General features: G+C 70.0%; 13 protein-coding genes. 7 read left to right on the top strand and 6 right to left on the bottom strand.

Annotated features, from left to right (window positions below; genetic code table 11):
• Nucleotides 1-14: 14 nt before the first annotated feature.
• The 4 genes from cysK to ACVBD7_RS17415 all read right to left on the bottom strand — a co-directional run bounded on the left by cysK (nt 15) and on the right by ACVBD7_RS17415 (nt 3,327).
• Complete coding sequence (gene cysK, locus ACVBD7_RS17430) at nt 15-929, bottom strand: cysteine synthase A (RefSeq protein ID WP_458094504.1); 915 nt, start codon at nt 927-929, stop codon at nt 15-17.
• A 357-nt stretch (nt 930-1,286) separates the two neighbouring features.
• Nucleotides 1,287-1,901 carry a helix-turn-helix domain-containing protein gene (locus ACVBD7_RS17425; RefSeq protein ID WP_458094503.1) on the bottom strand — a complete coding sequence of 205 codons (615 nt, stop codon included), beginning with the start codon at nt 1,899-1,901 and terminating at the stop codon, nt 1,287-1,289.
• Nucleotides 1,898-2,836 carry a PDR/VanB family oxidoreductase gene (locus tag ACVBD7_RS17420; RefSeq protein ID WP_458094502.1) on the bottom strand — a complete coding sequence of 313 codons (939 nt, stop codon included), beginning with the start codon at nt 2,834-2,836 and terminating at the stop codon, nt 1,898-1,900. The genes ACVBD7_RS17425 and ACVBD7_RS17420 overlap by 4 nt, the downstream gene beginning before the upstream one ends.
• Before the next feature lie 5 nt (nt 2,837-2,841).
• The gene (locus tag ACVBD7_RS17415; RefSeq protein WP_458094501.1) at nt 2,842-3,327 is read right to left on the bottom strand and encodes an MOSC domain-containing protein; all 486 of its coding nucleotides are present in this window, start codon (nt 3,325-3,327) and stop codon (nt 2,842-2,844) included.
• Between the two features lie 158 nt (nt 3,328-3,485).
• Here ACVBD7_RS17415 and ACVBD7_RS17410 point away from each other — a divergent pair, with 158 nt between their 5' ends.
• The 3 genes from ACVBD7_RS17410 to ACVBD7_RS17400 all read left to right on the top strand — a co-directional run bounded on the left by ACVBD7_RS17410 (nt 3,486) and on the right by ACVBD7_RS17400 (nt 6,331).
• Nucleotides 3,486-4,583: a TRAP transporter substrate-binding protein gene (locus ACVBD7_RS17410; protein ID WP_458094500.1), complete on the top strand. Its 1,098-nt coding sequence runs from the start codon at nt 3,486-3,488 to the stop codon at nt 4,581-4,583.
• 98 nt (nt 4,584-4,681) lie between these two features.
• Complete coding sequence (locus tag ACVBD7_RS17405) at nt 4,682-5,557, top strand: tripartite tricarboxylate transporter substrate binding protein (protein WP_458094499.1); 876 nt, start codon at nt 4,682-4,684, stop codon at nt 5,555-5,557.
• Between the two features lie 96 nt (nt 5,558-5,653).
• Complete coding sequence (locus ACVBD7_RS17400) at nt 5,654-6,331, top strand: TetR family transcriptional regulator (RefSeq protein WP_458094498.1); 678 nt, start codon at nt 5,654-5,656, stop codon at nt 6,329-6,331.
• A 9-nt stretch (nt 6,332-6,340) separates the two neighbouring features.
• Here the strand turns inward: ACVBD7_RS17400 and ACVBD7_RS17395 are convergent, their stop codons facing one another.
• Nucleotides 6,341-7,246 carry a shikimate dehydrogenase gene (locus ACVBD7_RS17395; protein ID WP_458094497.1) on the bottom strand — a complete coding sequence of 302 codons (906 nt, stop codon included), beginning with the start codon at nt 7,244-7,246 and terminating at the stop codon, nt 6,341-6,343.
• A gap of 93 nt (nt 7,247-7,339) precedes the next feature.
• Here ACVBD7_RS17395 and ACVBD7_RS17390 point away from each other — a divergent pair, with 93 nt between their 5' ends.
• The 3 genes from ACVBD7_RS17390 to ACVBD7_RS17380 all read left to right on the top strand — a co-directional run bounded on the left by ACVBD7_RS17390 (nt 7,340) and on the right by ACVBD7_RS17380 (nt 11,185).
• A complete protein-coding gene (locus tag ACVBD7_RS17390; RefSeq protein WP_458094496.1) occupies nt 7,340-8,332 on the top strand; it encodes a Bug family tripartite tricarboxylate transporter substrate binding protein in 993 nt (330 codons plus the stop codon).
• Nucleotides 8,333-8,473: 141 nt separating this feature from the next.
• Nucleotides 8,474-10,357: a bifunctional sugar phosphate isomerase/epimerase/4-hydroxyphenylpyruvate dioxygenase family protein gene (locus ACVBD7_RS17385; RefSeq protein WP_458094495.1), complete on the top strand. Its 1,884-nt coding sequence runs from the start codon at nt 8,474-8,476 to the stop codon at nt 10,355-10,357.
• Between the two features lie 225 nt (nt 10,358-10,582).
• Entirely contained in the window at nt 10,583-11,185 is a 603-nt protein-coding gene (locus tag ACVBD7_RS17380; protein ID WP_458094494.1) for a hypothetical protein, read from the top strand.
• 278 nt (nt 11,186-11,463) lie between these two features.
• Here ACVBD7_RS17380 and asd read toward each other — a convergent pair whose 3' ends face one another.
• Nucleotides 11,464-12,351, bottom strand: coding sequence for an archaetidylserine decarboxylase (gene asd / locus ACVBD7_RS17375; protein WP_458094493.1), 888 nt, complete (start codon nt 12,349-12,351; stop codon nt 11,464-11,466).
• A 28-nt stretch (nt 12,352-12,379) separates the two neighbouring features.
• Between asd and ACVBD7_RS17370 the strand changes: the two genes are divergently transcribed.
• Complete coding sequence (locus ACVBD7_RS17370; protein ID WP_458094492.1) at nt 12,380-14,056, top strand: aminotransferase class III-fold pyridoxal phosphate-dependent enzyme; 1,677 nt, start codon at nt 12,380-12,382, stop codon at nt 14,054-14,056.
• The last annotated feature ends 34 nt before the right edge of the window (nt 14,057-14,090 follow it).

The following is a 14,090-nucleotide window of genomic DNA, read 5'->3' as shown; positions in this document are numbered from 1 at the left end:
CTCGGCGGCAACCCTTACTCCGGCAGGAAATCCGGCACGGAGAGGTAGCGCTCGCCGGTATCGTAGTTGAAGCCGAGCACTCGCGCCCCGGCCGGCAGTTCCTTCAGCTTCTGCGCGATGGCCGCCAGCGTGGCGCCGGAGGAGATCCCCACCAGCAGCCCCTCCTCTCGGGCCGAGCGGCGCGCATACTCCTTGGCGTCCTCCGCCGAGACCTGGATGACGCCGTCCAGCAGATCGACATGCAGGTTCGCGGGAACGAAGCCGGCACCGATGCCCTGGATGGGGTGGGGTGAGGGCTGTCCGCCGGAGATCACGGGCGAGGCCTCGGGCTCCACCGCAAAGACCTTCAGCCCAGGCCATTTAGCCTTCAGCACCTGTGCGCAGCCCGTGATGTGGCCGCCCGTGCCGACGCCGGTGATCAGCGCGTCGATCCCCTCGGGGAAGTCCGCCAGGATCTCCTGCGCAGTGGTGCGCGCATGCACCTCGATATTGGCGGGATTGTCGAACTGGCCGGGGATCCAGGCGCCCGGCGTCTCGGCAAGCAGCTCTGTGGCCTGGGCGATCGCGCCCTTCATCCCCTTCTCGCGCGGGGTGAGATCGAAGCTGGCCCCATAGGCCAGCATCACCCGCCGCCGCTCGATGGACATGCTCTCGGGCATGACGAGGACGAGCTTGTAGCCCTTCACCGCGGCGGCCACGGCGAGGCCGATGCCGGTGTTGCCCGAGGTCGGCTCGATGATCGTGCCGCCGGGCTTCAGGCGGCCATCGCGCTCCGCCGCCTCGATCATGGCGAGCGCGATGCGGTCCTTGATCGAGCCTCCGGGGTTGGACCTCTCGGACTTAATCCAGACCTCCGCATCGCCGAACAGGCGCTGCACCCGGATGTGCGGCGTGTTGCCGATCGTGGACAGAACGCTGTCAGCCCTCATAGCCGCCGCCTCCGCGCATGGAAGCAGGACGCCCGGCCATGATGGCGGCGCCCCGCTCGTGATTTGCTGAACGGATCCAACCGATCCCGGGATCGCGCGCCCGGCGCTCCGTGAGATCAACCGGATCCTCAGCACCGAAGTGGATCACACCGACCCCGATCGAACAACCATCGCCGAGCGGCGGCCGAAGTGCGGCGTCGATGCAGCAGACCGCGCATGCGGGCGCCTTGGGCCGGGACGGAGCCGGCGAGTTTCTGGTTGCGCAGGAGACCCCCGAGCCGCCCATCCAGCACGATGCCCACTGCCGCACCGCGCCGTGAGCCCCGGAGACACGGCCTCAGCGGTCCTGAGCCGCCGTCAGCCCGCCCTGCCTCTCCGCGCCTCCGCAGGCCTGGCAACAGCCACCAGGGCCGAGGCCGGGTCGAGCCCGACGCGGCGAATGCGGTGGGGAAGATGGCCGGAGAACTGCGCGCAGTCCCCCGCTTCCAGAACGAAACCCCGGTCGGCGAAGCGCAGCTCCACTGTGCCCTTCAGCACGAAGAACAGCTCCTCCCCGGCATGCTCGGCATGGCCCTCCGCGCTGAACTCGGCGGCGGGGTGCAGGACGAAGGCCTCCAGCGCGGCGCCGTCGCGGCTCAACGCCTCGATGCCATGCGCCGAGGCGCCGGCGGGCGAGACGGAGAGGCGGTCCGGCGCGCGGGTGACGCGCACGGCGTGCTCGGCCAGGCGTTCGCCGAACAACTCGGCCACCGGCACATCCAGCGCCTCCGACAGGCGCAGCACCGTGGCGATGGAGGGGTTCTTCAATCCGCGCTCGAGCCGGGAGAGGTACCCCTTGTCCAGGCCCGCCATTTCGGCCAGGGCTTCCAGCGTCAACTCGCGGTCCTGGCGCAGGGCCCGCAGGCGGGCGCCCAGCTCGGCGGTGCGGGCCGCATCCCGCGGCGCCGCGCCCTTCGGGGCGGTGGCGCTCATACGTCGAGAACCAGCCGATCGGAGGCGCAGCCGGCGACGCAGGCCATGAGGTGGGTCCCGCGCTCGGCGGGGGTCAGCACCCGGTCGCGGTGGAGCGGTTCGCCCTCAAGCCAGCCGACCTTGCATGCGCCGCAGATTCCGCCCTCGCAGGACGCGTCGACCTTGGCACCGAGGGCCCGCAGCGCCACCAGCATGCTGCCGCCGGCCGGCACCTCGGCCGAGGCGCCGGTGCCGGCCAGGACGAGGGTGTAGGGGCGCGCTGCGGGGTCCGGCGGCAGGACCGGCGGCACGAAATGCTCGGCGCGGGCTGTGCCGGCGGGCCAGGCGGCCGTGGCTGTCTCGAAGGCGTCGATCATCGCCATCGGGCCGCAGCACAAGGCCTGCAACCCCGGCTGATAGGGGCCGAGCAGCGCGCTTAGGGAGGGGCGGAGAATCACCGCCGTGTCATGCGCGACGGCACGGCCACGGGCAAGCCAGGGGGCGAGGTCGTCGGGGCAGGGCAGGGCGCCTCGATGCAGCAGGTGCAGGGTCCAGTCCGCCCCCGCGCGTTCCAGCGCCGGCGCCATGGCGAGGAAGGGGGTGACGCCGATTCCGCCCGCAATCATCACATGCCGCGTCGCGCCCTCGGCCAGCGGGAAGGTGCAGCGGGGCATGGAGGCGGCAACGGGATCGCCCTCTCGCAGCCCGTGCACCCAGGCGCTGCCGCCGCGCGATTCCGCCTCCCGCTTCACCGCCACCGTCCAGGCATCCTGCACCGCCGGATCGCCGCACAGGCTATAGGCGCGCGGGCCGACACCCGGCACGTGCAGATCCAGATGCGCGCCGGGCTTTACCCGCGGCAGTGGCCAGCCATCCGGATCTCGCAGGGTGAGGCGCAGGATGCCGGGGCCCGCTGTACGGGCCTCGGCGACGCGCAGCTCGATATGGCGGGCCATGGGTCCTAGAGCGAGCGGACAGTGTCGCCCACGCGCAGCGTCCCGCCCTCTAGAATCCGGCAGTTCAGGCCAGAGCGGTGGACCATCGGGTCGAAGACCGGCTTGCCCAGGATCTCCTCGATATGGCGGCAGGGGATGGAGAGGCGCGTCGCCTCCACCAGGCACTCGCCAAGGCGGAAACGCTTGCCGACCAGCTGGTTCAGCGGCACGCCAGTTGTGGTGACGTTGCGGCGGTGCTCCTCGGGCAGGATCTCCATCTTGTAGTCGCGCAGGATGGTCTCCAGCACCTCCGCCTCGAACAGCGTGATCTGCCGGCCGTCCTCGGGCTTCTCCGAGTAGAAGCCGGTCTCGGTGCCGATGCGGTAGCGGTCGCCGACGATGCCCTCACCCGCCACCAGCTCGATCGCCTGCTGCGCCTGCATCGGCAGGAAGGCGCGAGGGGTGATGTGGAGGTGGGACACCACGCCGTTCCAGGCCGGGGACACGCTCATCTGTTTCTGCTCCGGTTTTAGGCAACTTGTTGCCCAGAGATCATCACTCTTACTGGGAAACCGAATTTCGGCAAGCAATTCGCGGATTTTCGCTGGGCAACAGCTTGACCCGGGTCTGTAATGTCCTGACCCGCCCCGAGCAGCCAGGAGCATCCCCGATGCGTCGTCGTCACCTCATGGCCGCGGGCTCCGCAGCGCCCGCCCTGGTCCTCCCCGCCCTTGCCTCCCCGGCGCTGGCGCAGTCCGCGCCCGAGATCCGGTGGCGCATGACCAGTTCCTTCCCCAAGGCGCTCGACGTCACCTACTCCGCCTGCGAGTACCTCGCGCGCGTTGTCGGCGAGATGACGGACGGGCGGTTCCGCATCACCCCTTTCGCGGCCGGCGAGATCGTGCCCGGCCTGCAGGCGCTGGACGCGGTGTCCTCGAACAGCGTCGAGATGGCGCATACCGGCGGCCTGTTCTTTACGGGAAAGGACCCGGCCTTCGCCTTCGCCACGACGGTGCCCTTCATGCTGAACCCGCGCCAGCAATCGGCCTGGCTGCAGCACGGCGGCGGCAACGACATGCTCAACCGGCTGCTGAGCGACTATAAGGTCTACGGCCTGCCGCTCGGCAACAGCGGCAACCAGATGGGGGGCTGGTACCGCAAGGAGATCCGCTCAGTCGACGACCTGAGGGGCCTCAAGTTCCGTGTGGCAGGACTGGCCGGCAACGTCATGGCCAAGCTCGGTGTGGTGCCGCAGCAGATCGCGCCCGGCGACATCTACGCCGCCCTGGAGCGCGGCACGATTGACGGCGTCGAGTATGTCGGCCCCTATGATGACGCGAAGCTCGGCTTCGAGAGGGTCGCGCGCTACTACTACTATCCCGGCTGGGGCGAGGGCGGTGCCATATTCCACGCCTTCATCAACCTCGATCGCTGGAACGAGCTGCCGAAATCCTACCAGAGCGTGCTCACCACCGCTGCCGCCGCCGCAACGCAGTGGATGCTCGCGCAGTACGACTGGAAGAATGTCGAGGCGTTGTACCGGCTCGTCGCCAACGGCACGCAGCTCCGTGCCTTTCCCAATGAGGTCATCGACGCGTTCTACCGCACCACGCAGGAGGTGTTCGCCGAGATGTCGGCGCAGAGCCCGCGCTTCAAGGAAATGCTGGAGAGCCAGATGGCATTCCGCGACCGCTCCTACGGCTATCACCAAGTGGCCGACTACGCCTTCGACAGCATGATGCTGCGCATCCGGCGGGCTGCTCGGTGAGGAACTTCGTGAGGCGGCGCGGTCTTCTTGCGGCAGGCCTCGCCGCAGCACCCTGGCATCCTGCTGCGGCGCAGGCTTTCCCGTCCCGGCCCGTGCGAATGATCGTGCCCTTCGGGGCGGGCGGGATCAGCGACGTCGTCGCCCGCATCGTGGCCGAGGCGGTGGGACCGATCCTCGGGCAGCCTGTGGTGGTAGAGAACCGCACCGGCGCCGGCGGCAACATCGCGGCGGAGGCCGCGGCGCGCGCGCAGCCGGACGGGCACACGGTGCTGTTCTGCAGCGTCGGCCTGCTGGCGGTGAACCCGGTCCTCTACCGCCGCCTGCCCTTCGACCCCGCCAAGGACTTTGCCACCGTGGCGCCGCTGGCGAACACGCCGCATGTCCTGGTGGTGCGCCCCGGGCTGCTGCCCAGTGGTGCCGGCCTCGACGCCTTCCTTGAGATGGCGAAGGCCAGGCCGGGCGCGCTGGCCTGGAGCACGGCGGGCGCAGGGAGCTCGCCGCACCAGACGCTCGCCCTGCTGCAATCGCTCGGCGGGGCCGAGCTGATGGCCGTGCACTACCGCTCGGGTGCCGCCGGAGTGCAGGCCGTGCTGGCCGGCGAGGTTGCCGCCACGGCGGAGGCGACGCCCGTGGTGGTGGAACATATTCGCGCCGGCACGCTGCGCGCCCTGGTCGCCGCCGCGCCGGAGCGGCTGGCGCTGCTGCCCGAGGTGCCGACGGCCGCCGAGGCCGGAATGCCCGGGCTGGTGAACGGTTCCGCCGGTGGCCTCGTGGTGCCGCGCGCGACGCCCGAGCCGTTGCGTGCCGTGCTGGAAGCCGCCTTCACCCGTGCCATGGCCTCGCCCGAGCTGCGGACGACGCTCGCCGCGCAGGGCACGGTGGCGATGACGGGCGGCGCGGCGGCTTTCGACGCGATCGTCGCCTCGGAGGCTGCGCGCTGGCGTGCCGTACTTGCCGGGATGACGTTGGACTGAAGGGCGCGGTCGCAACTCCCCCGTGGTGAAGCGGCGCCATCTGCCCTAGAGACCGGCAGTGCGCCCGATGGCGCGGGCTGAGCAAGAACCTGAGGAATGGCGACCCCAGACAACACGGAGCCGGGCGCGCCCGCCTCATCCCCGCCGCGCGAGATCCGCCAGCGCGACCCCGACCAGACGCGGCAGGAGATCCTGGAGGTGGCGACGACTGTCTTCGCTGAACGGGGCCTCGCCGGCGCGCGGGTGGACGACATCGCCGGCCGCACCCGCACGACGAAGCGCATGATCTACTACTATTTCGGCTCGAAGGAGGGGCTGTACGGCGCCGTCATCGAGCGGGCCTATGGCGGCATCCGCGATGCCGAGCGCGGCCTGCAACTCGATGCGCTGCCGCCTGCCCAGGCCATGCGCCGCCTGGTGGAAAGCACCTTCGACTACCACAACGCCAACCCCGCCTTCGTGCGCCTGGTCTCGGTCGAGAACATCGAGGAGGCGCGGCATGTTCGCGTCAGCGCGACGATCGCGCAGCGGAATGCCGAGGTGGTGGTGACAATGAGCCGGCTGCTGGAGCGCGGGGTAGCGGAGGGCTGCTTCCGCACCGGCGTCAACCCGCTGGACCTGCACATCCTGATGAACGGGGTGAGCTTCCACCGCGTGAGCAACCGCCACACGCTGCAGGCCATCTTCGGGCGCGACCTGCGGGACGCCGGGGTGACGCGGGCGCAGCGGGAGATGCTGGTGCAGGCGGTGCTGGCCTTCCTCCGGCCGGACTGAGCGCCGCGCCTAGACCGCGGACCTCTCGCCCAGCGCCGTGAAATGCGCCTCCATGCGCGCGGCATCGGGTTCCAGCCCGGTGAAGAGTCTGAAGGCATGGACGGCCTGGAACACCGCCATTCCGCCGCCATGCGCCGTGCGGCAGCCCAGGTCCCGCGCCGCCCGCAGCAGCGCCGTCTCGAGTGGGAAGTAGACGATCTCCGAAACCCAGAGGCCCGGATGCAGCATCGCCGCCGGCAGGGGCAGGCCGGGATGGGCGGCGGTGCCGGTCGGGGTCGCGTGGACCAGCCCGTCCGCCACCGCCATTGCCACGGCAAGGTCGGGCGGTGCCTCTGCCCGGCCAGCACCGAAGCGCTCGCACAAGGATTGCGCCAGGGATGCGGCGCGGAGGGGATCCTGGTCGAAAACCGCCAGATGCCCGGTGCCCATCGCCAGCATCGCATGCGCAACCGCCGAACCGGCGCCACCGGCGCCAAGCTGGACGACGCGGCCCAGCGGCACGTCCGGAAGCTGGCGGCGGAAGCCCTCGGTAAAGCCGGAACAATCGGTGTTGTGGCCAATCAGCCGGCCGTCCCGCAGCACCACCGTGTTCACGGCATTCAGCGCCGCCGCCTCCTCCGACAACTCGTCGAGCAAGGGGATCACGGCCTGCTTGCAGGGGAAGGTGATGTTCAACCCCGTGAATCCCATCCGCGCGGCCGAGGCCAGGAGATCCGGCAGCGCCTCCGGCCCGAGGCCGAGACGGGTGAGGTCGATTAGCCGGTAGACGCAGCGCAGGCCGAGCGCCTCCGCCTCCGCCTCGTGCAGCGCGGGCGTGCGCGACAGCCCAATCCCCGCCCCGATCAGCCCGAGAAGAGCGGAGTCGCCGCGCGTGTAGGGAGCGGCTGCGGGGGATCGCCCGGCAGGGATCAGCATTGGCGCCTCCATTTTTTCTCTTGAGGGCGTAATGTACCAACTAGTACATTCGGGTTCAACGCGCTCCCAACGAGCCGGAAGGAGGAATGTCCAATGACCATCACCCGCCGCATGATCGCGGGCGGCCTCGCCGCTGCGACCGCATCCCGTATTGTCCCCGCCCAGGCTCAGGGGCAGGCCCAGGCGGATTATCCGAACAGGCCCGTCACCCTCGTCATCGGCTGGGCGCCGGGCGGTTCCACGGATTTCGTGGCCCGGCTGCTCGCCCAGGGGATGAGCCGCACGCTCGGCCAGCAGATCGTGGTCGAGAACCGCCCGGGCGCTTCGGGCACGATCGGCCACGCCTCCGTCGCCCGCGCGCGGCCCGACGGCTACACCATCCTGCTCGGGGTGAATTCCACCTACGCGATGGCCACCCACCTGTTCCCGAATAAGGGCTATGACGACGCCCGGTCCTTCACCCCCGTCGGACGGGTGGCGGAGACGCCGATTTTCCTGTGCACGACGCCGGCCACAGGGGCGAAGACGATCGCCGAGCTCGTCGCCCTGGCGAAGCGGCAGCCCGGGAAGATGTCCTACGCCTCCTCCGGCGCCGGTTCCTCCGCCCATCTGGCGACGGAGCTGTTCCTGCGGATGGCCGAGATCGACGTGCTGAACGTCACCTATCGCGGCGGCGCGCCCGCCGTGCAGGCGCTGCTGGCGGGCGAGGTGCAGATGGCCTTCGTCGATGCCGTGACAGCGCTGCCGCTGATCCAGGCAAAGAGCGTGGTGCCGCTGGGCGTCTCCAGCCAGCAGCGCTCTCCGCTCGCGCCCGAGGTGCCGACCATCGCGGAATCCGGCCTAGCGGGCTTCGAGTGCTCCTCCCAGTTCGCGCTGCTCGCCCCGGCCGGCACGCCCGCGGCGGTGACGCGCAAGCTGAACGAGGCGATGCTGGCGACGCTGAAGGACCCGGACATCCTGGCGCGCCTGCAGGCCGCGGCGAACACGGCGACTCCCGGATCGCCCGAGGAGTTCCCCGCCTATCTCGCCGCCGAGAGCGGAAAGTGGGGCGAGGTGATCCGCACGCGCGGTATTACCGTAGAGTAGGCTGGACCGGCGGCCTGCCGCGACGCGGATTTCTCAGCCGCGGCAGGTTCCGGTTCCGAACTGCCCGTTCCCCGCCTCGCCATTCTGGCGATGAATCCGTGCGTTCTGATGCGGCCTCGGGCCGGGTAGGGAGACAGGCAAGTGACCACGCCAACCGCGCCGCTTCCCAAGTCGATCGCCACCGTCTGCCTCTCCGGCAGCCTGCCCGACAAGCTGGAGGCGGCTGCCAATGCCGGGTTCCAGAGTGTGGAGATCTTCGAGCAGGATCTCCTCACCCATGACGGCCCGCCCGAGGATATCCGGGCGATGGTGGCGGAGCTCGGGATCGGGATCTCCATCTTCCAGCCCTTCCGCGACTTCGAGGCCATGCCCGAGCCGCAGCGCCGGCGGAACATGGACCGCGCCGAGCGCAAGTTCGACGTCATGCAGGCGCTGGGAACCGACCTGATCCTGGTCTGCAGCAATGTGCAGGCCACCGCGATCGACGACCCCGCACGGGCCGCGGCCGACCTGCGCGAGATGGCCGATCGGGCCGCGGCCCGCGGGCTGCGCGTCGGCTACGAGGCGCTGTCCTGGGGCCGCCATGTGAACCGATGGCGGCAGGCCTGGGACATCGTGCAGCGCGCCGATCACCCGGCGCTCGGCCTCATCCTCGACAGCTTCCACACCCTTGCTCTGGGGGACACGTTGGATGGGCTGTCGGGGATGGTGCCGGGGGAGAAGATCGCCTTCGTGCAGCTGGCGGACGGGCCACGCCTCTCGATGGATGTGCTCAGCTGGTCCCGCCACCACCGGAACTTCCCGGGGCAGGGAGAGCTGGACGTCGCGGGCTTCACGCGCGAAGCGCTGGCGGCCGGCTACCGGGGCCCGCTCTCGCTCGAGGTGTTCAACGACGAGTTTCGCTCCGCCGCGGCCCGGCGCATCGCACGGGATGGGCACCGTTCCCTGATCTGGCTGGACTCCGTGCTTGCTGCACCCTCCGTGCCTGCCGCGCCTCTGCCTCCGGCACCCGAGCTGGGCGGGGTGGAGTTCCTTGAATTCGCGGTGGACGAGGCGCGCGGCCGGAAGCTCGGGGGGTTCCTGTCCACGCTCGGCTTCCACAAGGCGGGCGAGCACCGGTCGAAAGCGGTGGAGCTGTGGCGGCACGGCCGGGTGAACCTCGTGCTCAATGCCGAGCCGGACAGTGCCGCGGCCGGGCATTTCGAGCTGCACGGCGCATCGGTCTGCGCGACCGCGCTGCGCGTGGACAATGCGGACCGCGCCATGGCACGGGCGGAGACGCTGCTCTGCTCGGTCTGGCGGGAGCGGATCGGGGAGGGAGAGCGGCGCATCCCCGCCATCCGGGCGCCGGACGGAACGTTGATCCTTCTCGTCGAGGCTGGCGCGGAGGGCGCCAGAGGATGGGAGAGCGATTTCCGCATGTTGCCGGCCGGTCCGCAGCCCGCGGTACCGCTGGATGCCGTGGACCATGTGGCGCACGCGCTTACGGAAGGGCAGATGGACGGTTTCGTGCTGTTCCACCGCTCCGTCTTCGGGCTGGTTCCCAACGAGCCCATGGACCTGCCCGATCCCAAGGGCCTGGTGCGGAGCCGCGCCATGTCCGACAGAACAGGGCAGGTGCGGATGCCCCTGAATGTCTCGGAGAGCCGGAACACGGCCACAGGGCGCTTCATCTCCGCCATCGCCGGGGCCGGAGTGCATCACATCGCCTTCTCGACCGCGGACCTTGCCGGCTTCGTCGCCGGACGGGCAGCGCCGATGCTGACCATCCCCGAAAATTACTATGAGGATCTCGGTGCCCGCTTCGGGCTTGAGGACGGGAAGCTGGCCGATCTCGAGCGCGGGCACCTGCTCTATGACCGCGACAGCAGCGGCGGCGAGTTCCTTCACGCCTATACCCTGCCCTTCGAGGACCGCTTCTTTTTCGAGATCGTGGAGCGGCGGGGCGGCTACGCGGATTACGGTGCGCCCAATGCGGGCGTGCGCATGGCGGCTCAGGCACGCGTGAGGAACGATCCGGACTGACGGGGTGTCAATTCCCTCAGGGTCGCCCGGTCAGGGCCCCAGATGGCCCGCAGGGCCGTTTGTCGGCCTAGCTTGCGCAGAGGGGAGAGAAGCCTCCTGGTCACCTCTTCGCGAACTGCTCGACGGGGCCGGCCTGCGCGACCCATGTCAGGGGCAAGTAAGGTCTTTCCAGGGCTTTGCGCGATGCCGCTGGCAGGCACATGCCCGATGCGCGAGACTTGTCGGATGAGCACCGCCTACCCCCTGCTTGCCCATGAAATGGTCGCCGCGAATGCCCCTTGCGGGCTGCCGGGCCATGCCGGGCTGAGAGGATACCGGGGCCGCGGGTGCGCGGCGCTGCTCGGGGCGCTGTCCGGCCTGTTGCTTGCCTTCTCCGGCCCGGCCATGGCGCAGCAGCGCGGTGGCGGCGCCATTATCGAAATCGCCCCCCGCCCGGCTCCCCGTCCGTCCCCGCGGCAGGGCGAGGACCGGTCCGGCAAGGCGCGGCAGGCCCAGGCTGCGGTGCTGAGCGACCCGGCCCTGGCCTCCGCGGCGGCGGTCGGGGTCAGCGGGATCCTGCCTCCCGGCACCACGGCCCGGGTGCAGAACCTGCAGAACGGACGCTCCACCCTGGTTCAGGTTCGTGGAGGTGGTCCGGCGAGCGCGGGCCGCCTGCTCGACATCACGCCACCCGTCGCGCGCGCCCTGGGAGTAACCGGCAGCAGCGCGGAGATCATGGTCGCTCCCCTGGCCGTACCGCAGCCTGATGGGAGCATCCGGCTGGGGGAAGGGACCCGCTTGGCCGGAACCCTGGCCGCACCGGCGCTCAGCGAGCGCCCGCAGGACTGAACCGTCCCGTGCTGACCGGTGCCGTCTGGTGCGCGGGGCTGCACGAGGGGAAGGACGCGCGCACGACCTCGCACCCTGCGATGGAGGGCAGTGCCGCGGCCCTGCCGGTTCGTTAACAGCATCACACAAGGTTCATGCCGGGGCCTTCTGCCCCTGCGTAAGGACAGTCGCAGACCGTGCGAGGTGCGATGCGGCTGCCCGACCCGACCCCCAAGCCGCCAGGATGGCGAGATGCCCGCCATTCCCTTGCTGCGCCGGCGGCAGCCTCGCTTCGCGTGTCAGGCCGCCCGACTGTCCTCCGGCAGGCGAAGCAGCGGCTGCCCGGCGCGGATCGTGCCGCCCTCCCGCACATACTCATGCAGGCGGAAACCTGCCGGCGCGAAGAGCACGATCGTCGAGCCGTGCTGGAACCACCCCATCTCCTCGCCCTTGCGCAGGGGCACGTCGCAATCGATGCGGCGCGGCCCGCCCTGGCGCAGGTCCAGCGCCGGATCGAGGAAGCCCAGGCGGATGCTGGCCACCAGGATGGCCGCGACCGGGACGAGGGTGATGAGATGGCCGGTGCCGGCGAGGCGTGCCCGGATCGGCGCGCGCTCGTTCTTGCAGAACAGCTGTTCGATGCGCTTCAGCGCGATGGGGTTCACGTTCCAGGTGTCGCCGGAGATGTAGGTCACCGCCTCAACCCGGATGTCGTGCGGCGCGTGAAAGCGATGGTACATCGCCGATGTGAGGCGAAGTGTGACGTAGCTGCCGCCCTCGTATCGGGCCGCCTCCTTCTCATCGCCCAGCAGGTCGCGCAGCGGGTACGGGAACCCCTTCACCTGCAGCACCTGCCCGCTCTCCACCGTGCCGAAGGCACCGACGATCGCGTCCGACGGGCTGGCCAGGATCGCGGGGTCGGGATCGACGGGTCGCGCGCCCTCCTTCAGCCGACGGATGAACAGGTCGTGCAGGCTGCGGAACCGCGTCTCCCGCGCGTCGCTCAGGTCGAGATCGGCGAAGAGTTGCCAGGTACGGATCGACAGGTCGCGCACCAATGGGTGCTCGATCTTGCTGAACCAGCCGATGAAGCGCGTCGCCAGGCGGCGCGGGATACGGTTCGTGAGGAGGAAGTTGAGATCCTCCTGCTGCGCCACCCGGGCAAGGGTGGAACGAAGTGTCGGCATGATATCAGCCTCGTGACAGGACCATAGGATGGTGATGACTCAAATCGGCGCCCTTGCGGCCGGCGCCAGCGCGATGGCGGCGCTCTTCGTCAAGGGGCGCGCGCGGCTCGCCTTGTCCCGCGCGAAGCACCGGTCGCTGACCGGGCACGCGCGCATGGCGCGCCGCGTCGCCTCGATGATCCCCTTCTACGAGTTCGGGGAGGAGCAATTCTTCAACTCGGACGGCGCGGCGGAGGAGGTGGTCGCGCGCCGCCGCGAAGGATTCCATCGCCTCTCCGACCTCTACCGGCAGCGCTTCGCGCGCACGGCGGCCCTGACCGAGGAGGCAAAGGCGGGGCTGTCCGACTTGCAGTTCACTGCCGCCTACCGCGTGCCCTTCCAGTACAGCAACTACCTGCGCCGGCATCTCGCGGGCGGGTCCTTCCTTGCCTCCTCCGCAGGGGTGACGGTGACGGACCTCGATGGCAACGTCTTCCTCGACCTCACCGGTTCCTACGGCGTGAACCTGCTGGGCTACGACGCGTACAAGGAGTGCATCGAGGAGGGTGCCGCGCGGGTTCGCGAGCTCGGCCCGGTGCTCGGCGCCTACCACCCTGTCGTCGCGGAGAACGTCGCCCGGCTGCGCGGCATTTCGGGGATGGAGGAGGTGTCCTTCCACATGTCCGGCACCGAGGCGGTGATGCAGGCGGTGCGCCTGGCGCGCTACCACACCAAGCGCTCGCATCTCGTGCGCTTCTCCGGCGCCTATCACGGCTGGTGGGGAGACGTGCAGCCAGGCATCGGCAACCCCGTGCCGGCGAACGGCACCTACACCCTGGCCGAGATGTCCGAGCGGACGCTGCATGTGCTGCGCACGCGGGGGAATATCGCTTGCGTTCTGGTGAACCCGCTGCAGGCGCTGCACCCGAATGCGGGGGCGCCGGGGGATTCGTCCCTGGCCGATAGCGGCCGGCGAGCGGGCTATGACCGCGCGGCCTATGCCGAGTGGCTGCGCAAGCTGCGCGCGGTGTGCACCGAACGCGGCATCGTCCTCATCTTCGACGAGGTGTTCGTCGGCTTTCGCCTGGCACCGGGCGGTGCGCAGGAGTATTTTGGCGTGCAAGCCGACCTGGTCACCTACGGCAAGACGCTGGGCGGCGGGTTGCCGATCGGGGCGCTCTGCGGGCGGCGCGCACTGATGCGCCGGTACCGGGACGACAACCCCGTGGACATCTGCTTTGCCCGCGGCACCTTCAACTCCCACCCCTATGTCATGGGCGCGATGGATGCTTTCCTGCGGCGTCTGGAAAGCCCGGCGGTGCAGGCCCTGTATGACGGGCTGGAGGAGCGCTGGAACGGCCGCGCCGCTGCGCTGAACGCGCGGCTGGACGGAGAGGGGGTGCCGGTCCGCCTGGCCAATCTCTCGACCATCTGGACCGTCCTCTACACCCGCCCGTCCCGCTACAACTGGATGCTGCAATACTACCTTCGGGCTGAGGGCCTGGCGCTGAGCTGGGTGGGGACGGGGCGGCTGATCTTCAGCCTGAACTACGGCGATGCGGAGTTCGAGGCCGTGACGGAGCGCTTCGTCGCTGCCGCGCGGGCCATGGAGCGGGACGGCTGGTGGGACGGGCCGGAGACGACGAACAAGGCGATCAAGCGCGGGATCCTGCGCGAGATGTTCCGCCACCGCGGCGGGCGAGGGGCCAAGCCGGAAGCGGGCTGACAGGTCCGGGAGGAAGAAGGAATTCTCCCTCCCG

The organism is Roseomonas sp. WA12, from assembly GCF_054165765.1.
The sequence above is the reverse complement of the archived record's forward strand: the minus strand, read 5'-3'. Positions and strand labels throughout refer to the sequence as shown.